Raw genomic sequence first — 20,390 nt, forward strand, 5'->3', positions numbered from 1 at the left:
TTGTGGATGATTTCATTAGATATTATGGTTTATCCAGAAAAAGGAACGAGTTTATTTACAATCTTCTAAAATAGGGCTAGTATAATAGGGATAAAAAATCATCTGGGGGATACGGAAGTGGAGAGAACAATACGCAATCAAGTCTTTACTTTACAAGGCTTCTATTTTTTGACGTTTTTCGGTGTGGGCAGTTTATATCCGCTGTTAAGTGTGTATTTAAGCGAAAGTGTTGGTTTGAATGGATATCAGATCGGGACCATCATGTCGATCGGCCCTATTATGATGATTTTCTTCCAGCCTATCTGGGGGATGGTGAGTGATGCGACGAATCGTCCGACACAGGTGCTCGCCTTTACTTCATTGGTTGCCGGGATGTTTGCCCTTGGGTATGTAGTGACCGACCTTTACTACGGACTCCTTCTGATCGCGATCCTGGTTGCTGTTTTCCAGAGCGCGATCATACCGGTTTCAGACAGTATCAGTCTGAAGTATACAAGCAAGGTCCGTTATAATTATGGAAATATACGACTATTTGGATCGTTGGGTTTCGGTGTTGCCGTGTATGTGATGGGGAAATTATCTGAAGGTTTTATCGGCCCTACCATCATTTTCTACGCATTCTTCGTTTGTCTGGTCATGTCTGCTGTGCTGGCTTTCCGATTCCCAAAGGAACGCGCCTCTGCCAAACTGGATTTGAAAGCGGGAATGAAGGAATTGTTTACGCTCAAAAAGTTTTTGATTTTCTTGGCCGTCACCTTCATGGTATTCGGTCCGAACCTGGCCAATAATACGTACTTTGGATTGTTTGTGGAAGATTCAGGAGGTACATATGCGGGTATCGGCCTCGCGTTTTTGATTGCGGTACTATCGGAAGTTCCGTTTATGAAGGTTGCAGGAAATTGGATCGATCGATTCGGCTTGTTGACCGTAGCGGCTTTAGCAGGGGCGGCATCGATGCTCCGCTGGCTGTTCTACTTCACGGAACCAAGCCTCTGGCTGGTGTATACTTCTGCTGTCATGCAGGGTCTTGCAATCGGGCTGTTTGTACCGGCAGGCCTGCGTTATATCAGGGAAATCACGCCCGCCCATATTACGGCCACAGCCGTCACGATTTATTCGGCCATCGGCAACGGTCTCGGCAACTGGTTCAGCACGTTTGTCGGCGGCTTCATCCTTGAAACATTCTCAATCTATGCAGTCTACTTGTTCTTTGCATTGCTATCATTGATAGGTATTCTCCTTTGCTTTGTTTTAATGAAGGAAGAGAAGAAGCAGGCACTGGCCTATTAATCGCAGACGCTTTCTGAAGAGGAATCTTTGGGAGGCGTCTTTTTTGTGGGCATCAATAGATAGCAGGTTTCTAGATAATGCCCGTTATTATTATAAAATAACTTCACTCCTCGACAGGTTTTATTTTTATAAAAGCACTTTTGCTCTGCAGGAAGCACTGTTGGGAATAGAAAACGGAGATCAAGAGGCTTTTAAAAATGGACTTGCTGGATATATAAAATAATATCAAAAAAATTTTTTCGTTAAAGGTTTGAATTTTCGCAAAAAGTGGTACATGAAGGATAAGAAAATATGAATCAATCTACTTTAAATATAGCTTGCTAAATCACAAAACAATAAAGGGGATCATTCCAATGAATACCAACTTCTTGTACTCAAAAAACAATGCAAACCTTGGGGATAAAATCGAATTTAAACGAAAGAAGCAAATAGTTAATGGTGTGGTGACGGCTTTAAGGGAAAATACGGTCATCGTCAAAGTGAAAAATGACGCTGCCAAAAAGCTGGACCTTCCTGATAACCAGACGGTTGTGGCTCATAAAAACTATGTCATCGTTGAACGGGCAGTAAATGAAACTCAGCCGGTGTTCGTATATGATGGCTGGAACAGTGCATTAAAAGCATAATAAATGAAAGGCTGACCTCCGATCATCCGTGGGGTCAGCCTTTTTATTTATTGTTGATTCAACCTGCCTGCATATTCCTCGACCATTTCGATGGTCACTAATTTTCGCTGCGGCACAACTCCCTGACGTGCAAGGGTATTGATTCTCTGTGTAGCCTCATTAATCCGGTCCGTTGAAAAAGCCTCGCCTGCCTGACATAGCTTTATGGCTTCATCGATGGCTCGTTCTCTTTCCTGGTCCAGCACCATGAACTTCTGTACAAGTTGATTTTGCTTTGTTGAATGCTTTGTAATGTCCTTATGTACACTCATGCTTTCATTCCTCTCAGTCGAATTGTTCTTGTCCTTATTATGCTTTTTAATGGGTGAAATGGCAATGTTTCATTTCAAGTAGAAATTGGTATGCAACCTGGGGGATCGGGTGGAATTTATGGGCGGGATTTTTGATATAAGGGTGATATGTTAATTTAAAGGGCGAACTACCGATTTTTCGACAATACTACTCGCTGAATTAGTCTACGGGTTTCCATCCTGCACTCTTATCCAAAGGCAGGAGGAGCTAACATCACATAAAAAGAACAGGCCCCCATGAAGGTGAGCCTGTTCTATCGAATAGTAACCGATATTATTCATTAACTGCTTTCTTTCGCACTTCGTCACGCTTCGGCCAGCTTTCGACCCCTTTTAATCCAGGGATGTCATCGGCATAGAAGACAGGATCCAATCCTTGTCGCCGTTGGTCCATGTAGTTGTTCAATGCTTTAAAGGCAATAGGTGCCAGGATTCCAATGGCAATCAAGTTTGTAGTCGCCATCAGGGCCATCGATAAGTCAGCAAGTGCCCAAACGATATCAAGACTTGCCATAGAACCGAATACAACCATTCCTAATGCAATGAAGCGATAGATGAGAAGACCGGTTTTACTTTTATTGATAAATGGAAGGTTGGCTTCTCCATAATAGTAACTTCCAATAATGGAACTGAAGGCAAATGTGAAGATCGCAATTGCCAGGAAGATACCTGCCCATGATTGGAAATGTTCAGACATAGCAGCCTGCGATAGTTCGATCCCTGTCAAACCTGATCCGTAAGCGTCGGAAGTAAGGATGATGAACGCTGTTGCAGAACATACAAGCAATGTATCAAAGAATACTCCAAGTGCCTGGATGAAACCTTGCTTTACAGGGTGGGAAACGGATGCAGTCGCAGCCGCGTTAGGTGCACTACCCATACCTGCTTCATTTGAGAACAGTCCGCGTTTCACACCGTTCATGATGGCAGCACCGATTCCTCCGCCCACTACTTGTTCAAATCCAAATGCGCTCTTGAAAATAAGGGCGATAACACTTGGCATTTCAGTGATATTCGTAATGACAACAAATAATGCCAACACAATGTAAAAGACAGCCATGATTGGAACGATTGCCGTTGAGAAACTTGCAATACGCTTGACACCGCCAAAAATGATAAGGGCCGTCAAACCTGCTAATATAAGTCCGATTGCTAATGGGCTGATCCCAAATGAATTATTGAATGCTGTAGAAATCGTGTTACTTTGTACGGCATTAAAGGTTGTCCCGAATGAAAGAATGATCGTAACCGCAAATATGGAACTCATCCAGCGTTTCCCTAATTGTTTCTCCATGTAGTAGCCGGGGCCGCCTTTGAATCCAACTTTGTCATTCACTTTATAAATCTGTGCAAGGGTACTTTCTACAAATGCACTGGCACCTCCCAGAATGGCTACAAGCCACATCCAGAATACCGCTCCAGGGCCTCCAAGTGCTAAGGCAATGGCTACTCCAGCTAAATTACCTGTACCAATTCGAGTACCTGCTCCGATAAAGAATGCCTGTAAAGAAGAAATATGTTTCTTTCCTTCCGCTTCTGTAACATCCTTATCTCCTAATAACCTAATCATTTCGCCGAAGTGGCGAATTTGAACAAATTTTGATCCTACTGTGAAGTACAACCCTAAAATGATCAGTAACCCAATTAGGATATAACCCCATAATAGTGAATTTGCCTCATTTACTAAACTATTTAAAATATCCATGATAACCCCCTCGAAAATTTGAATCGGTTACGCTTACTATTATCTGAAAATTGAAATCGCTTGTCAAGTTATTATCTGAATATTAAAATTTTACCAAAAGTATTTTAGGGATACGAAGTATACCATCATAATAAATAGTTGATTTTTATGGCGTTCCTGATGAGTAGGGGTACGGAGGGAGAGTGGTGGAAGTTATTCTAATAAAATAAAAAATAATGTGCGAAATAATAATATTCTCATCGTACAATGAAAAAAAGCCATAGGATTTACCCATGGCAGAGGCCGGTTCATATGTTCATGCTGTCATTTGAATCGAATGATGCAGAAAGTACAAAAGAACCATTCGGGATCAGTAGTAGTTCCAATAGCTTAACACAAATAGTAATATTCCAGTAATCATGGAAATGCCAAATAGCATAAATAAGAAATCAAGAATACCGTCTACAAATACTTTCTTGCGGCTTTCCCGCTTGAAATTCCTTACTTCTTTACGATAATAAGCTGTACGACTCATCCCGATACCTCCCTAAACCTCGCATTCAAGTACCTTTCCATAATAATGATATTCTCGAAAAAGCAAGAAAATCCTGCCTGAATGTGAAAAAATTGTCGTATAGGAAAATGTGAAAAACAAAGAGGCTGAACGAAATCAGCCTCTTTGTCTTTGTGTAAGGTGACTATCTTGTATGGTTTTCAGAGATCTGACTTAGTGCGCCGCCCGCGCTTTGATCAGATTTCTGTTGTACTGCCAGGTCCCCAAGCGCAAGCATCCCGACAAGATTTCCGTTTTCCACTACTGGAAGCCTGCGGACTTGATGCTGAGACATTAATGCCGCAGCTTCTTCAGCTGAAGCATCTGGTGAAACAGACACAACGTTTTGAGACATGACTTGAGATACATTATCCTGCGTACCGTTCGTCAGTCCTCGAGTGGCAATGTCACGGTCCGTTACCATACCGACAACCTGTCCGTTTTCAACAACTGGTACCGAACCAACATTCTTGGATTGCATTTTTGATGCAACATTAGATAAAGAATCCTGGTTAGATGCAGCTTCTACATTTGTCGACATAATATCACGTACTTTCATTCTAATTCCCCCTCAATTGTTGTGGCAGTACAATCTTTATTATTTGAATTTTTGGCCGCAATATTCTTTAGATCCGGAGGAAGTTAATTGAAAAAAAGGTGTGCTGCCATTAATGGCAGCACACCCTGTTTGCCAAGATCACCTCTCAGAGGAAGGTCTGTGGAACACCATAGTCAGGAGCGGACCGACGATGATGAATGAAAAGAGAAAAAACAGGATCAGGAAGAGGGAAGGACCGGTGATAGAGCGGTTCAACTCATCCCTATGGGTATCGATGAAGGCTTTCAGGTCATCATTCAAAACCACGGAAGACGATGGTAAAAGTTCGTTATTGTCCAGGTCATAGTAATAAATCTCCCTATTGGTGAAATGGAAAAACGAGTCTCTTTGCTCTGTATAGCTGATGTATAAAGCCTTTACCTTTACACTTTCGGTTTCATCTTCACTCATCATGACTTCTGCGTTAGTATCAACGAAATCCCTGACAGTCACCGTCCCTTTTTTGAAATAGGATTCTTCTTTGACTAAGTACTCATCAATGGAGTCGATGATTGGATCACTTGCAAAAACGGCATTCCCCGACAAGCCAAAAAGTAAAAGTAAAATAAGTGAATAATACAAATATCGTTTCTTAAACAGCATAATCTCCCCCTTTTTCATGAAAGAGCCCGTCTAACTTCATTTATATGCTCTCTTTGTGGGGATTATGGCTGAAAACAAAATACCCCCGGAATATCCGGAGGTACTGTTTACTTAGATATAAACATCTGCGTCCAGTAAGTGCCGTATGAACCGCCTTTGGCATACCCAACCCCAATATAGGTATAGGTGCCGTTGAGGATGTTTTTGCGGTGGCCTGGACTGTTCATCCATTCTCTTACAACTTGTTCCGGACTTGTCTGTCCGACTGCAATATTTTCACCAGCTGAGCTGTATTGAATATTAAAGCTCTTCATCATGTCGAATGGTGAACCATATTGAGGGCTTCTGTGTGCGAAATATCCTGTATCCCTCATATCCCGGGATTTATAGCGTGCCACTCTGGACAGCTGCCAATCCAATTGAAGAGGAGCGAGTCCCGCTTTCTCTCTTTCCTGGTTTGTAAGATCAATCACTTGTCTTTCCACGGATTTTATCGATGTGATGCTCGGGATATGAATTTTTTGACTTGGATAAATCAAATCCGGGTTTGGTATTTGAGGGTTCGCATCAATGATTTCAGACAAACCGATTCGAAACTTTTTAGAAATTTTCCAAAGAGTGTCTCCTTTCTTTACATGATAAGTCTGGGCTGCTTGAGCTCCGTCGATTGCTGCAAGACCAAAGGCTAGGGACATTGTGACCATAATGATAGCTAATTTTGTTTTCATAATTATAAATTGTGTAATTCAATGTGAAATATTCTAAGGAAAAAACAAAAAAATAGGATTATTGTTTCATTTAAAGGGAATAGGTAAACCATCTAGAATAATAGTGAAACCTTTTTTTACTTCATACGTACAAATAGATAACGAATTGAAATTAATCGAAGAGGTGAATAACGTGGTAAAGGAGAACGATCGCTTTAAAAAGGTGATAACCAAATTATCGAATGTCGGCGTCAATATCTCTAAAACAAAGTCCAGACGTGAGATTCTTCATTCACTAAAGCAATATCAGCCATTACCTAAGACGTTAACTCAGGATTCATAACAGCTTGACCAGACATATTTCTCTTTTTTTCACGATATACTAAATAACAGTGAAAAAAGGAGGGAAAGGTATGGAGAGAGTGATGTTTGATGTCCAGACATTAATGGAAATCAGAAAGAAGGCGGATGAAATTTCATACCGTTGTATGAGTGGGAATCGACCTTCTGACCTTCACAGCCTAAACTCGGCATTAGACCAGGTTTCACGTGCTCTGGCCATGTTCGCAGAGATGGAAATCCATCGGATGCAGAACACACATATTGCCTGTGACGGACAAAGCTATATCAAGGGCCGTCTGCGGATAGCGCATCGATCGATCCTTCCACAAGAAGAGGAGTCGAACACAGCATAATAAAGAGGTTGACCCAAGAATAACGAACGTCCGGTTTTTCATTCAATAGCTTCATTGGCTCATTAAGGACTGATCCTTTAAGGGTGATCATTTCATCTTTTTGGGTCAGCCTCTTTTTTTTAGCGTAAAGACTTACATTAAAGCGGGGTGAAGTAATGTCTGTTTTTTACTCAAAGATATTGTTGGTATGCAATGGTAAAGCTGGCCGAGGAGAATTGGAGACTCAATTGTTGGAAGTCACCCCGCCTCTTTTGGATATATGTGACACATTGACAGTGCATAAAACAAAAGAGAAGGGCGGTGCAGAGAAAATCTGCCGTGACAAGGCTGGCGAGTATGAGCTGGTCGTCATATTGGGAGGTGACGGCACAGTCCATGAAGCTGTCAATGGCTTGGCACGACTCTCTTTAAAACCAAAGGTCGCCATCCTTCCTGGTGGGACATGCAATGATTTTGCACGCTCGCTGAATATCCCGATGAATCTTAGACAAGCAGTGGAAGCGATTACTGACAACCCTCATGAAAAGAATGTTGATATTGTCAAAGTGGGTGACCGCTATTTCAGCAATTTCTGGGGCACGGGCCTGGTTTCTCAAACAAGTGACAATATCGATACGGGGTCCAAGAGTGTTCTGGGCAAACTCAGTTATTACATTAGTGCTTTTCAGTCCATCCAGGAACCGAGGCTATTGAATGCCACCGTCATGGCAAATGGGAAGGAGTATAACGAAGAAGTCGTGATGCTTCTTGCTGCAAACGGGCGCTCAATCGGTGCGAACCCGCTGCCTGCCAGTATCGATCTTGAAGACGGGTTGGTTGATATTTATATGGTAAAGAAAACGGGTTTCCCTCTTTTGAAGGAATTTTTCATAATAAGAAGTACTGGTGAGGTAAGTGACCAATCCGATGATATCATCCACATCCAGGCTCCAGCAGCAGACATTCATTTGGAAGGTTTAGAGAAGGTGGATATGGACGGAGAGCTTTATGAAGGACAGCACCAAACGTTGGAAGTACTGAAGCACCACTTGCGTTTGATTGTAGGGGATCATAAATAAGAGAGTATCGGGGGCGGCCCGATACTCTCTTTCTTTTTGTTAAGCGCAGATCAATTTGCCTCCGCTTTTCTGATTGTCCAGCTCCGGCGGCTAGCCCCTCGAGGTCATAAGCTAAATGGTCCAAGAAGGCAAAAAGCGCCTTCATGGCCGATTCGTCTTATGCCACCCGCCTCTGAACGAGCCGCCTCCGCTTTTGAGGTCAAACCGTATGTTTTTTCTTCTTGATGATCAGGTAGATGATGTAAGCCAGTATTAGCACTCCGCCTGCTGCGAGTGTCAGCATAGTAAAGTTCTCTTCGATGAACGGTTTTGCTTTGGCGCCAAGAGTTAAAATGATGGCTCCTTCAAGGAAGAAGCGGATGCCTCGTCCGATGATCGACCAAATGACCAGCACTCGTATTTTAACACCGGATACACCGGCAAAGATCGTGAAGATTTTATAAGGAACAGGTGTGAGCCCCGCGATCAGCAGTGCCATCGGACCGTATTTCGTAAAGTATTCTTCTACCTTCTGAATTCTTTCTTCAGAGAATAGGTAGACCAATATGGGACGTCCGAGCTTTTTACCGATCCACCAGCCGAATAACGCACCGATGACTGAAGCAATGGTGGTATACAGGGCATATAGCAGTGCATTTTCCGGATTGGCGATAGCCAGTGGTATCAATAGAACATCTGGCGGGATTGGGAAGAAAGATGAATCGGCAAACGATACAAGGATCAGTCCCCAAATCCCATAATCCAGCAGCCAGGCTTCAAAAGTGTGAAGTAATTCAGACATAAGATATCTCCTTTATCATCATGCGAATATTGTCAATCGTTGTTTATGAATAACAATAGAAAGTATATCATTTTTTGAGGGGAGCGTCATGAAATATCTGTTTGAGCAGAAATACGAGAATGCTAAAGGATGAGAAAGATATAAAGAGAAGGTGCGGCTTTTATAAAGTAGAGGAAGAAAAGTCCCTTAGAAAAGAGTTCCCCCTTCTCAATAAGTCACCTTAGAAAGCTGGAGAGGCGAGTGACTGTAAAGAAGAGGGGGGATGTTTTTATGGTGCCGGTCTTTTTAATGATTCGTTAGAAAAGAAAGTGAAAAAGAGATAAGTCATTTCTCGGGAAATAATGACAAGATTTTCAGGTTTTCTACATTTCGTCCGGTGAACCGATGCCTAGAACAGTCAAGCCTTTTGATAAAACCGCCGCGACAACATAGACGAGTGTTAAACGGGATTCTTGTCCTGGGTCATTGTGGATGATTTTTGTATTTCCGTAGTAGCTGTTAAATGACTTGGCCAGCTCCAGCAGATATTTTGCAAGGATGGAAGGCGCGTAGTTCTTCCAGGCTCTTTCCACCGTTTCCGGAAATAGTCTAAGCTGTTTGATGACTTCCCAGCTCGATGAGTCATCCAGTCCTTCAAACGATAAAGGTGACGGGGTGCCTGCTTTTCTCAGGATTGATTGCGCACGTGCATGTGTATATTGCAGATAAGGTCCGGTTTCTCCTTCAAAGGTAAGCATATGCTCAAGGGAAAACTCTATATCGTTCATGCGGTCATTCTTTACATCATGGAAGATAATCGCCCCAACCCCGACATCCCGTGCGACAGCTGCTGCTTCTTTAAGATCAGGGTTTTTCTTTTTGATATTTTCCCCGGCCATCTTGATGGCTTCCTGGAGTACTTCTTCCAATAAGATGACGCGGCCTTTACGAGTCGACATTTTCTTTCCATCCTTCAGGTAGAGGCCAAACGGAATATGCTTCATGGCATCCGCCCATTCGTATCCCAGCTTTTCAAGCACACCTTTTACCTGTTTAAAGTGGACGGTTTGTTCCTGCCCCACTACGTACAGCGCTTCATCAAATGAATATTCACGCTGTCGGTAAAGAGCGGCTGCCAAGTCTCTTGTGGCATAGAGGGTGGCCCCATCCGTTTTTCTGATTAAGCAAGGAGGGAGGGTTTCATCTTCCAGCCGTACGACCTTGGCACCTTGAGAAGTTTCGAGGAGCTGGTTTTCTTCCAAGAGCTCTGCCACTTCTTCCATCTTGTCATTAAAGAATGCTTCGCCGTTATAAGAATCGAATTCCACACCAAGCAGGGAATAGATGACCTTAAATGCTTCGAGTGATTCATTTTTGAACCATTTCCAAAGCACTGTGATTTCTTCTTCTCCATCTTCGAGAAGTTTAAAGGCTTTACGCCCTTCGTCTTCAAGGGAAGGGTCTTGAACGGCTTCTTCGTGGAACTTTTTATATAAGGTGAACAATTCGGCAATCGGGTTTTCTTTTACCTTCTCCTCATCTCCCCATTTCTTGAACGCTGTAATCAGTTTTCCGAACTGGGTGCCCCAGTCACCGATATAGTTGATTCTTACGGTCTCATACCCGCATGTTTCCGCTATATTGGCAATTGCATTACCAATTACGGTCGAGCGGAGGTGGCCCATGGAGAAGGGCTTTGCGATATTCGGTGAGGACATGTCTAATACAATGGTTTTTCCTTTCCCGAATGAATGGGATCCGTAATGAACCCCTTGCTGAAGAATGGAAGAGACGATTTCCTTCCCGGTGAGTACGGGATCAAATCGGACATTCACATAAGGACCCGCCGCTTCCACACTGTTAAACATTGGTGAATGTAGTGAATGGGCTATTTCTTCAGCGATTGCTCCCGGAGCTTTTCGCCATTCTTTGGCTAATCTGAAGCAGGGGAAAGCCAGGTCTCCCATATGCGTATGTTTGGGAATTTCAATTAACGTACTGATATCTTCCTCCGTCCAGGATGAGAGAACCTGGGACTTCAATTCGTTTGCTAAAGCTGATTTTAAATCCATCATTGCCACCTCCAAATAAAATAAAAAAACCCGTCTCTATATAAATATAGAGACGAGTTTTAGCTCGCGGTACCACTCTTTTTCCCGAAGGGCGCTCATAAATTAACGGTTTTATCCGGTCTTTCCCTACTGATTTCAAGAAAGACTTCTCAGAAGTGCGTTTCATTCCGGGTTTCACACCAGGCTTGCACCAACCCTGGTTCGCTAAAGGGATCCACGTCAGAATTACTCTCTTCATCATTGAATGTACTGTATATGGTTAGATATTATTTTACACATTTTGGTGATAAATACAACAAAAAATGTTAAGAATCTTCTGAAGAGAACATATACGTTTTATGATGGAACCTCATACTGAATACGATGCCGAGTGCCAGCATATTCCCCATCAAGGAACTTCCCCCATAGCTGATGAATGGAAGCGGGATTCCCGTGATTGGCAATAATTGAATTGTCATCCCGATGTTTTGGAAAACGTGGAATGTAATCATCGAAATGATACCTGCGCATACGTAGGCATTGAATGGCTCTTTCGTATCCAGGGCTGTTTTGGTCAAGTGATAGATCAATAGGAAAAATAAACTGATGACCACACTTGCGCCGATGAATCCGTATTCCTCTCCGATGACACTGAAGATAAAATCGGTATGATTTTCAGGGATATATACTTCCCCGTCGCTATAGCCTTTTCCAAAAATCTGTCCGGACCCGATTGCATTCAATGAATTGATCAAGTGGAAACCTTCCAATTTGGAATAGTTATAAGGATCGAGCCAGGCATAGATCCGTCCAAATTGATAAGGTTCGAACCCTGTGTATTTTTCCAAGAATTCCGGAGCCCAAATAACGAGTGATAGAAGGGTGCCTCCGACGACTCCGAGAAAAGCATAAATCGGGACGATCAGTTTCCACGTAATTCCTGACACCAGGATGATCCCAGTCATGATGGCCAAGATGACAAGGGATGTCCCAAGATCCGGCTGTTTCATGATAAAAGCAAGGGGAACAAGGGTGGTGAATCCGATTTTTAATAATAGTTGAAAGTCTGTCTGCAATGTCTTCCGGGTGGTGAGTTCATTATGGTTCGTAATCACCCGGGCAAGAGCGAGAATGAGAAATGTCTTCATGAATTCTGAAGGCTGGATGGAACCGAGCGGCCCAAGCATGAACCAGCTTTTGGCCCCATTTCTATATGGTGCAATGCTTTCCGGTGAGATCAGCAATATAAGCAGAAGGAGGATCCCTGCGCCATACATATACCAAGCAAGGCGCTTATACTGTTCTGAGTCAAAGAACAATGCACCTGCGATAATAATTCCACCGACTACATACCAAAAAGCCTGTCGAATAACAAAGTTTGTTCCATATTGACCTGAGGTTTGAGCACTGCTTATCCCAAGGGCACTGACGATAAAAAACATCATCAATAAGAAGACAAGACCCCAGTCAAATTTATCAGCAAAACGCTGGCGAGTTTCCATAATCATTTCACCTGAATTTCGTAAGATTTCACATTCCTAGTCTAATAGAAAAGAAGGAAAATTTCTACTGGCTGCCATCCGTATTTTCCTTCTTTTAAAGCATTCATATCAATTGTTCGTTGATAAAGAAGAATTTGTACTGTATGTCATGAATGTTTTTCCATATATTACATGACCCTTCTGGAAAGTGTAAACAGAAAAGTCCCGATTTCAAATGTAACATTTCCTCCATTATTTAGCTAGAACAGTCACATCTGTAAAAAACAAGCATTTCTACACGATACCAATGTCTCCATGCCCTCTGTATCCATGGGTCCTATGAATTTTAAGACAGCCGAATAAGGTACTATTCCTGTGGAATGACTTTTTTCGACAATTCCCTGCGACTTTTGTCATCATTTTGAAATGAAATAGAAAAGAACGATATTCTCATTTCTTTGCTAAAATAGATACTATTAGATACGCATCGTGTAAATCAGATGGAGGGAATGTTTTGAAGAATAAGCAAACAAAAGAGATCATCTATGTGCATAAAAATATAGATCGGCAATATGTTGTTTCCTACGGGATTAATTTTCAGGAATTTGCTTTGAATACACCGCATCCTCTGAAAAACCTGCTGTTGATCAAGCATCAGTATGAACATGGAGCCTTTAACATTCACACCCATCTTGAATATGTCGAACAGGAAGATATGAACAAGATCATCAATGACAGCGTCGACAGTTATGGTGATTTCTGCTGGATCGATTTCGACGAAGAAGCGGGTGTCAATGAATTAAACGGACAGGAAATTGCAGAGCTTCTCTATATGGGGCATCTGAAACAGCCGCTCGATGCCCCGTTTTATTCCAAATTGAATAATCGATACGCTTACCTTTCCCACGATGATGGATGGTTTAACAAAATATATTACCGCGACTTTGCTGACTTTTATCAATTATTGGGATCAACGGTTGCAGCGAAATTGGGAAGTGTCAAAGGCGGCAAAGGGTTATTCGGCATGAAAAAGGAGAAGCAGTATCCAGATGTGGGATCGCAAATCATCACTTCTTTTAAAGATAAAATAAAGGAAGGGATGATCATTTCCATAGAGAAGGCAATTGTGAGCAGAGGGAAGATAGAGATCCCGATCTGGGTCATTGGCGACTATTTCAATATGGATGAAATGATTGAAGATTATCAGCAATTCAGTAAGTCCCCTGCAAATGGTTTGCTTGTTTTTGATCGTAAAACGAAAAGCTGGAGTTCCTCTATCCGTTAGGCAGGCACAAGCGGAAAAAGGGATGAATAGAGTATAGGGATGAAAACCGCTTCGCTCCTTGTTTACTCTTTATATACTTTGCATGAATAAGAGAAGGATTAATCTGCGTAAAGGGCTTCATCAACCGGTGGTGTTGAATGAACTTCTTTACTTGGATTAATCCTTTTTTATGTAATGGGATGAATATATTTGCTTCGAGAATGGTACAGAGACCAGTCTCCCCGCGCCGTTTCGGTCCGGCTGGTGGAGTCAATGAGCAGCTTCACCCGTCGGACCGAAAGCGCCAGTCGGTGCCCAAAAAGACGCTTCCGCATTTCAGATTATGGGATGATGATGTCTTTCGTCACTTTATACTGACTTTCCCCCTTGGCTGTCAGCCAAACTGTCAAGGTATATGAACCGCTGTCAAGCTTTGGCAGAATCAGGTTTCGTGAAAATTCCTCTCCTTGCTTCAGCGTGATTTCCTGGATGGCCTGCGTGTACATTTTGTTTTCAGACTCCCGGTAAACGACTGCTCCATTCTGATCTTTTACCTCGAAGTCGATTGTTTGACCGGACGAAAAGACAAAGGTCTTTTCTTTTTCGGTTTGGTTTTTAATCTTATATTCATAAACTGGCTGTCCGTTTTTTTCCTCTTGCTCGATTAAAGAAGGCTCCATACTACCTGCAACAATCCCTTTCTCTGCTTGATTTGATTCAGGGGTGCCGTTCGTCTCCATCTCCTTTTGTTCTGGGTCTTGAGTGGTCCCGCATCCGGTTAGACCACCGAGGACGAGTGCTCCTGTCAGTGCAATGATCAACTGTTTCATGTCCTATCACCTCTATTCTATTAGACTTACCAAAATCAAAAAAGTTTCACTACTTTGTTCCTTATTAATGAAGTAAGACAATTCTCCCAGAAGAAATTGGCTGATAAATGCGGTGGAGTTGGTTTTATGTTGAGTGGGCAGTACAATGGAAGAAAGCAGTTTCCCGGCAGACCATCTTAAGCTTGAAAAGGAGTGGAGATCGGCAATGAAGAAAAAAGAAATAACGAAGATGCTTGGATTCTTTGCCCTGCTCCTTGTCCTCGTCTGGGGCAGCCGTAGTTTTTGGGAGGTGCGGCCTCACGACATCAGGGATTGGATCGTGTCGTTTGGCTTGTGGGCACCTGTAGTCTTCATCATTATCCTGACCTTCCGTCCCCTGGTGTTGTTCCCGACCTCTATCTTTTCAATCGCGGCCGGCTTGGCGTTCGGCCCATACAATGGGATTGTTTATATTTTCATCGGGGCACTTGGGGGGGCAACAGTGGCGTATGTGATGTCAAGCTACCTTGGGATGAAGCTGTGGAGGAAACCCTCCCCTAAAATGACCGTCGTCCGTGAAAAAATGGCTGAGAACAGTTTCTTTTATGTGCTCGTTCTAAGGCTGCTGCCGTTTTTGAATTTTGATCTGGTCAGTTATCTGGCAGGCGCCGGAAAAGTACGCTACCTGCCTTATATCACGGCTACAGCCATTGGGATCATCCCGGGGACAATCGGATTTGTCTTCTTCGGTTCCGGATTGAGCGGGGAAGACCGGATGCATCTCTATGTGGCTGTTGCGATGTTTATCATCCTTTCACTGCTTGTTTTCTTCACAAGGAAGAAATTGAAATTCTGGTTTGGTGACTCGAAGAATGATCAATAGGGGGAGACCACAGAGATAGGTGTGTTCCCCCTATGTTCTAATGTCCCTCAGTGCGTGTCCACTCTTCTCTGATCATGCCCATCCGGATTGAATCATAATAAACGCCATTATAATATCTGCACTTCCTTAACCTTCCTTCGAGTTTCATGCCGATTTTTTCTGCGGCCCTCATCATAGGCTCATTACCGGACCAGGTGGTGATGCCGACCCTGCCGATTTCCTTCGTCACAAATAAATGATCGACCCACAGGGTCAATGCCTCGGTGCCGTAGCCCCCGTTCCAATAGCCGGGGTCATAAATGACGATACCCGCTTCGAGCCACCTTGTCGGTTCATATTCCCAGTAGTAGCTTACTGTTCCGATGATTTTCCCTTGGGCTTCGATGATATGCTGGTGGTCATTGTTTTTCTCGATATTCGTAAGAAACGAGCGTTTATATTCTTCGTAAGGGACCTGTTTGTGCTCAAAATAGGGGGCGTCCCACTTTTTCCACTCGGGTGATTCTTCTTTATATATGTAATTCCATAGCGTTTCTAGGTCACTCTCTTGTATTTTTCTGAGCGTTACCCTTTTGCTTGTTGAGTTCAATAAGCTGCACTCCTTTTGGGGTGTTTTACTATTACTTCTACATAAGAGGGGATATTTCCTGTCAGAAAAAAGAAGGGCCCGTCCCTCATTGCTTTAAAGCAACGGGGACGGGCCTTTAGGGTATCAGTTTGCTTTTACGTTTGTAACAGCGGCTTTTTTCTTATTCGTCAGTTTGTCGACGATGGACGTGAGAGCTCCGTCGCCTGTGACGTTGCAGGCAGTTCCGAAACTGTCCTGCGCCAGGTAAAGGGCAATCATGAGCGACGTCATGGTCGGGCCGAATCCAAGCATGGACTCAAGCAGTCCAAGTGCTGCCATCACGGCACCGCCGGGAACTCCCGGTGCAGCAATCATGGTTACACCCAGCATAAGGATGAACGGGAACAACTGCGAGAATTGCAGGGCCTCACCCTGGATGAACATGACCGCCATTGCACAGCTCACAAGCGTGATCGTGCTGCCTGATAAATGAATCGTAGCAAGCAGCGGTACCGAGAAGTCAGAAATGCGTTCCCGCACACCCAGCTTTTTTGTGCGTTCGAGTGTGACTGGTATCGTGGATGCTGATGACTGTGTTCCCAGTGCTGTGAAGTATGCAGGGAGCATTCCCTTCATCATCATGAACGGATTTTGTTTACGCAATGTACCTGCAGCTGTATATTGGAATACCAAAAAGAAAACATGCAATAAGATGATCATGACGAAAACCTTGGCAAACACAGACATGATGGCACTGACTTGGCCCCCCTGTGTCATATTGGCGAAAATACCAAGAATATGAAGCGGTAAAAGCGGGATGATTATTTTTTCGATCACCAGCTCTATGATGCTTCTAAACTCATTCATTCCTTTTTGGAGGGCGTCGCCTTTAATGGCAGCCATCCCCAGACCAAGGGTGAAAGCAATCAAGAGAGCCGTCATGACGCCCATTATCGGGGGCATGTCCACTGTGAAGAACCCTTTTAAGAGAGCTTCTTCTGGATTTTCAAATGATTGAGACGTTTGATTTGCCAAGAGAGATGGGTAAATACTCTTAGCAACCGTATATGCGAGCAGTCCTGCAAGAACTGTGGAGCCGTAAGCGATTCCTGTAGTCAGTCCGAGCAGCTTTCCGGCACCTTTCCCCATTGACCCGATCCCGGGTGCAATGAAGCCTATGATAATCAATGGAATCGCGAAGCCTAAGAAATTACCGAAAAGTCCATTAAACGTAGCGAATAATTTCACGACCCATTCAGGTGCAATCGAACCAATGACAATACCTAATGCAATCCCCAACAGGATCCTAGGCAGTAAACCAAGCTTTCTCATCTGGATGTCCTCCTTGAATGTACAATTGTTTTCGATAGAAGGATTATACACCCATCGGAATAATAATTTAAGAGGGAAGAGAATAGGCGGAATCTTAAGTGTATTCTGATAAAAAAGCCTATTTCAGAGTTGCGGGACTAGGCAGGGTAATCATACATATATAAAGACGGAATCGAGATGGAGAATGGCTTATGGATCAAGGACATTGGAGGGAATTTTCATTTTCCATCTAATCATTCTTTCCCTTTATGATGAAAGTGATAAAATAGAAACATCTATTGTTAATATTGGAGGTAACTCATTCATGAAAACCAAGCTTTGTTTATTGTACGGCGGTAAATCTGCCGAACATAATGTATCCCTGCAAACAGCTAAGGCGGTTATCGGAGCCTTGGACTTAAATAAATATGAAATTCATCCTGTTTTCATTTCAACAGAAGGGCAATGGATCAAAGGTCCTCAATTGAATGCGCCTGTTGAAGATGTAAAAGCACTGCAATTCAATAACGGGGAAGAAATCTCCCCGAATGCATTAAGCACGGCGATTACACCTGCTGACTCAAAGGACAGTGAAGGGTACGACATGATCTTCCCGCTGCTCCACGGCCCGAATGGAGAGGACGGAACGGTCCAGGGGATGCTTGAACTATTGAACCTGCCATACGTGGGGAACGGGGTCCTTGCATCTTCAGCCGGGATGGATAAAGTAATCATGAAGAACCTGTTCGCACAAGCCGGGATTCCTCAGGTGAACTACACGTGGTTTATCCGCAGTACGTGGAAAACAAATCCGGAGAAGGCCTACCAACAGGTGGAAAGCGAAATCGGCTACCCTTGCTTCGTAAAACCTGCAAACCTTGGTTCTTCCGTTGGTATCAGCAAATGTACATCCAAAGAAGAACTCGCAGCTGCTTTCGAGGAAGCGTTCCAATTCGATCGTAAAATCATCATCGAAGAAGGCGTCAAAGCACGTGAAATCGAACTTGGCGTGCTTGGAAACGACCAGCCGGAATGCTCAGTTGCTGGTGAAATCGTTCCGAAGAAAGATTTCTATGATTATAAGGCAAAATATGAGGACGGAGATACGGCACTGATCATACCGGCAGAGGTCGACCAGGAAACGTACGGAAAAATGAAAGAGATTGCGATCCAATCCTTTAAGGCCCTTGACTGTTCCGGACTTGTCCGTGCAGACTTCTTCCTTACTGAAGACGGCCGCATCTACATGAACGAAGTGAACACCATGCCTGGTTTCACGCCATTCAGCATGTTCCCGCTTCTTTGGAAGCATACGGGTGTCGACTATCCAACGCTGATCGGTAAATTAGTCGAGCTCGGCTTGGAGCGTCATCAAGAAAAGCAGACAATCAAACATACTATGTAACACCTTGAAGCGGAAGGGACTGACTGGAGGATCAACATCTAAAAGCAGTCCCTCCTCTGTTTGTCATCGATAACTTGCAAAGGAGAAAGAGAATGTTTGAAAAAAGTATAAAAGAAACCTGTGAAATGCTTCATGTACACAACGACCTTACAAAATTTGAAGACCACGTCATAAAAGGCGTGAGCATCGACACACGTAAGATTGAAAAAGGAAACCTGTTTGTCCCGTTCAAAGGGGAGAATGTAGACGGCCACAAATTCGTAAGGCAGGCGATTGAAAAGGGAGCTGGAGCAGCACTCTGGGATAAGAACGTTCCAAATCCTCCCGAGGACATCCCTGTACTGGTCGTAGATGACCCGCTCCTTGCACTTCAGTCACTGGCAAACCAATACCGCCACCAGCTTGATCTGAAAGTGGTCGGCATCACAGGCAGCAACGGAAAGACAACAACGAAGGACATGGTCGCAAGCCTTCTCGGTACGAAATACAAAGTCCATAAGACTCAAGGGAACTACAATAATCATATCGGCCTGCCTTTAACGATCCTGGCACTGCCTGAGGACGCTGAAGTGGCCGTGCTGGAAATGGGAATGAGCGGCTTCGGTGAAATCGAGCTGTTGTCTGAAATCTCCCAGCCTGATGCAGCCATCATTACCAACATCGGTGAATCCCATCTCCAAGATCTCGGTTCACGTGAAGGCATCGCGAAAGCCAAGCTGGAAATTGTCCAGGGATTGAAGGAAGACGGGCTGTTCGCCTACTTCGGAGATGAGCCCCTGCTGGAGGAGCAGGTAAAGGATTTATCCCTCAAACGTATAGAGACGTTCGGCAGAACAGAAGAGAATACCATTTTTCCTGTGAAAATCGAAATGGACAACGATGGCAGTCATTTCGAGACCTCTCTTTATGAAGGAGAAACGTTCTTCCTTCCTGTACTCGGGCAGCATAATATCCATAACGCCCTGGCAGCCATTTTGATTGCCAAGGAATTCGGTGTCTCGGTCAAGGAAATGAAGGAAGGGCTGAAGTCACTCAAGCTCACGCAAATGCGAATGGAAATGACAGAGGGGCAAAAAGGCGAGAAAATCATCAATGATGCCTATAACGCAAGCCCTACTTCCATGAAGGCGGCGATCCAGCTCGTTTCTGAACTCGAGGGCTTTGATACCAAAATGCTCGTTCTCGGGGATATGTTGGAGCTTGGCGACAACGAAGAAGAGTTTCACCTTGAAATCGGAAGACTTATCGACCCTGAGCGCATTCAACATGTATATACCTATGGAAAGCTTGGGGAATTCATCGCAAAAGGTGCACGTGAGAGGTTCTCATCTGAAAATGTTCATTCCTTCCATGATAAGAATGAACTTGCCGATAAGCTGAAGCATCAGACAAAAGGCGGAGACCTGCTTCTTTTCAAGGCATCAAGAGGGATGAAGCTTGAAGAAGTCATCGAAGCCTTGCAATAGGCATGAGCGAGTGTAAAACTCAGAAAGAATGGTCAAAATGAAAATATCCAGAGGGGGAGGACGTTCTCCCTCTGCCTTTTTTAAAATTCTTTTCGTGCAGGTAAAAGACTTGGCGGTTGGTCACGTCATGAATAGGAAGCGGAGTTTTTTTCGAACTTTTAAAAACAAGAGCTATGCGAAAAGTGCAGCCTAATTGAGAAGCTTGACTATTTGTATAAAACAAGTAAG

Annotated in this window: 22 protein-coding genes and 1 other annotated feature; of the genes, 10 read left to right on the forward strand and 12 right to left on the reverse strand. The window is 43.7% G+C overall.

The annotated features are described in order from the left end of the window. The first annotated feature begins 117 nt into the window (after window positions 1–117). The 3 genes from ACUXV2_RS20980 (at window position 118) to ACUXV2_RS20990 (ending at window position 1,916) form a co-directional block, all read left to right on the forward strand. Window positions 118–1,290: an MFS transporter gene (locus tag ACUXV2_RS20980; protein ID WP_446245001.1), complete on the forward strand. Its 1,173-nt coding sequence runs from the start codon at window positions 118–120 to the stop codon at window positions 1,288–1,290. A gap of 43 nt (window positions 1,291–1,333) precedes the next feature. After that, window positions 1,334–1,513, forward strand: coding sequence for a hypothetical protein (locus tag ACUXV2_RS20985; protein ID WP_446245002.1), 180 nt, complete (start codon window positions 1,334–1,336; stop codon window positions 1,511–1,513). A 130-nt stretch (window positions 1,514–1,643) separates the two neighbouring features. Next, window positions 1,644–1,916, forward strand: a complete 273-nt coding sequence (locus ACUXV2_RS20990; protein ID WP_446245003.1) for a DUF2187 family protein — start codon at window positions 1,644–1,646, stop codon at window positions 1,914–1,916. Window positions 1,917–1,963: 47 nt separating this feature from the next. Here the strand turns inward: ACUXV2_RS20990 and ACUXV2_RS20995 are convergent, their stop codons facing one another. From ACUXV2_RS20995 to safA, 6 genes are all read right to left on the reverse strand, one after another. Next, window positions 1,964–2,227, reverse strand: a complete 264-nt coding sequence (locus tag ACUXV2_RS20995) for a YpbS family protein (protein WP_446245004.1) — start codon at window positions 2,225–2,227, stop codon at window positions 1,964–1,966. A 313-nt stretch (window positions 2,228–2,540) separates the two neighbouring features. Beyond that, window positions 2,541–3,971, reverse strand: a complete 1,431-nt coding sequence (locus ACUXV2_RS21000; RefSeq protein ID WP_446245005.1) for an alanine/glycine:cation symporter family protein — start codon at window positions 3,969–3,971, stop codon at window positions 2,541–2,543. A gap of 349 nt (window positions 3,972–4,320) precedes the next feature. Then, on the reverse strand, window positions 4,321–4,485 hold the full coding sequence (locus tag ACUXV2_RS21005; RefSeq protein WP_446245006.1) for a hypothetical protein: 165 nt from the start codon (window positions 4,483–4,485) through the stop codon (window positions 4,321–4,323). 163 nt (window positions 4,486–4,648) lie between these two features. Beyond that, window positions 4,649–5,062 (reverse strand): CBS domain-containing protein, encoded by a 414-nt coding sequence (locus tag ACUXV2_RS21010; RefSeq protein WP_446245007.1) that lies wholly within the window; start codon window positions 5,060–5,062, stop codon window positions 4,649–4,651. Window positions 5,063–5,200: 138 nt separating this feature from the next. Continuing rightward, window positions 5,201–5,704 carry a hypothetical protein gene (locus ACUXV2_RS21015; protein WP_446245008.1) on the reverse strand — a complete coding sequence of 168 codons (504 nt, stop codon included), beginning with the start codon at window positions 5,702–5,704 and terminating at the stop codon, window positions 5,201–5,203. A gap of 107 nt (window positions 5,705–5,811) precedes the next feature. Further along, window positions 5,812–6,432, reverse strand: a complete 621-nt coding sequence (gene safA / locus ACUXV2_RS21020; RefSeq protein WP_446245009.1) for a SafA/ExsA family spore coat assembly protein — start codon at window positions 6,430–6,432, stop codon at window positions 5,812–5,814. A 172-nt stretch (window positions 6,433–6,604) separates the two neighbouring features. Between safA and ACUXV2_RS21025 the strand changes: the two genes are divergently transcribed. From ACUXV2_RS21025 to ACUXV2_RS21035, 3 genes are all read left to right on the forward strand, one after another. Next, window positions 6,605–6,754 carry an Lmo0850 family protein gene (locus ACUXV2_RS21025; protein WP_098351100.1) on the forward strand — a complete coding sequence of 50 codons (150 nt, stop codon included), beginning with the start codon at window positions 6,605–6,607 and terminating at the stop codon, window positions 6,752–6,754. Window positions 6,755–6,824: 70 nt separating this feature from the next. Further along, complete coding sequence (locus ACUXV2_RS21030; protein WP_446245010.1) at window positions 6,825–7,106, forward strand: hypothetical protein; 282 nt, start codon at window positions 6,825–6,827, stop codon at window positions 7,104–7,106. A gap of 155 nt (window positions 7,107–7,261) precedes the next feature. Further along, a complete protein-coding gene (locus ACUXV2_RS21035) occupies window positions 7,262–8,164 on the forward strand; it encodes a diacylglycerol/lipid kinase family protein (protein WP_446245011.1) in 903 nt (300 codons plus the stop codon). Between the two features lie 199 nt (window positions 8,165–8,363). On the opposite strand, the gene ACUXV2_RS21040 is transcribed toward ACUXV2_RS21035, so the two are convergent. The 3 genes from ACUXV2_RS21040 to ACUXV2_RS21050 form a co-directional block, all read right to left on the reverse strand. Continuing rightward, window positions 8,364–8,945 carry a YqaA family protein gene (locus tag ACUXV2_RS21040; RefSeq protein WP_446245012.1) on the reverse strand — a complete coding sequence of 194 codons (582 nt, stop codon included), beginning with the start codon at window positions 8,943–8,945 and terminating at the stop codon, window positions 8,364–8,366. Between the two features lie 362 nt (window positions 8,946–9,307). Beyond that, window positions 9,308–10,996: an arginine--tRNA ligase gene (argS, locus tag ACUXV2_RS21045; RefSeq protein ID WP_446245013.1), complete on the reverse strand. Its 1,689-nt coding sequence runs from the start codon at window positions 10,994–10,996 to the stop codon at window positions 9,308–9,310. Window positions 10,997–11,041: 45 nt separating this feature from the next. Further along, window positions 11,042–11,246, reverse strand: a binding site (T-box leader). A 55-nt stretch (window positions 11,247–11,301) separates the two neighbouring features. After that, window positions 11,302–12,477, reverse strand: coding sequence for an FtsW/RodA/SpoVE family cell cycle protein (locus tag ACUXV2_RS21050; protein WP_446245014.1), 1,176 nt, complete (start codon window positions 12,475–12,477; stop codon window positions 11,302–11,304). Window positions 12,478–12,970: 493 nt separating this feature from the next. Between ACUXV2_RS21050 and ACUXV2_RS21055 the strand changes: the two genes are divergently transcribed. Beyond that, a complete protein-coding gene (locus tag ACUXV2_RS21055; protein ID WP_446245015.1) occupies window positions 12,971–13,741 on the forward strand; it encodes a hypothetical protein in 771 nt (256 codons plus the stop codon). Between the two features lie 320 nt (window positions 13,742–14,061). Here the strand turns inward: ACUXV2_RS21055 and ACUXV2_RS21060 are convergent, their stop codons facing one another. Continuing rightward, window positions 14,062–14,550, reverse strand: coding sequence for a BsuPI-related putative proteinase inhibitor (locus ACUXV2_RS21060; RefSeq protein ID WP_446245016.1), 489 nt, complete (start codon window positions 14,548–14,550; stop codon window positions 14,062–14,064). A gap of 145 nt (window positions 14,551–14,695) precedes the next feature. On the opposite strand from ACUXV2_RS21060, the gene ACUXV2_RS21065 reads away from it, so the two are divergent. Continuing rightward, on the forward strand, window positions 14,696–15,412 hold the full coding sequence (locus ACUXV2_RS21065; RefSeq protein ID WP_446245017.1) for a TVP38/TMEM64 family protein: 717 nt from the start codon (window positions 14,696–14,698) through the stop codon (window positions 15,410–15,412). A 37-nt stretch (window positions 15,413–15,449) separates the two neighbouring features. Here the strand turns inward: ACUXV2_RS21065 and ACUXV2_RS21070 are convergent, their stop codons facing one another. Further along, a complete protein-coding gene (locus ACUXV2_RS21070) occupies window positions 15,450–16,001 on the reverse strand; it encodes a GNAT family N-acetyltransferase (RefSeq protein WP_446245018.1) in 552 nt (183 codons plus the stop codon). 123 nt (window positions 16,002–16,124) lie between these two features. Then, the gene (locus ACUXV2_RS21075) at window positions 16,125–17,312 is read right to left on the reverse strand and encodes a dicarboxylate/amino acid:cation symporter (protein ID WP_446245019.1); all 1,188 of its coding nucleotides are present in this window, start codon (window positions 17,310–17,312) and stop codon (window positions 16,125–16,127) included. Between the two features lie 304 nt (window positions 17,313–17,616). Between ACUXV2_RS21075 and ACUXV2_RS21080 the strand changes: the two genes are divergently transcribed. Beyond that, entirely contained in the window at window positions 17,617–18,696 is a 1,080-nt protein-coding gene (locus ACUXV2_RS21080) for a D-alanine--D-alanine ligase (protein ID WP_446245020.1), read from the forward strand. Window positions 18,697–18,788: 92 nt separating this feature from the next. Further along, complete coding sequence (locus tag ACUXV2_RS21085; protein WP_446245021.1) at window positions 18,789–20,162, forward strand: UDP-N-acetylmuramoyl-tripeptide--D-alanyl-D-alanine ligase; 1,374 nt, start codon at window positions 18,789–18,791, stop codon at window positions 20,160–20,162. Window positions 20,163–20,390: the final 228 nt, after the last annotated feature.

It is taken from the genome of Rossellomorea sp. NS-SX7 (assembly GCF_052828565.1).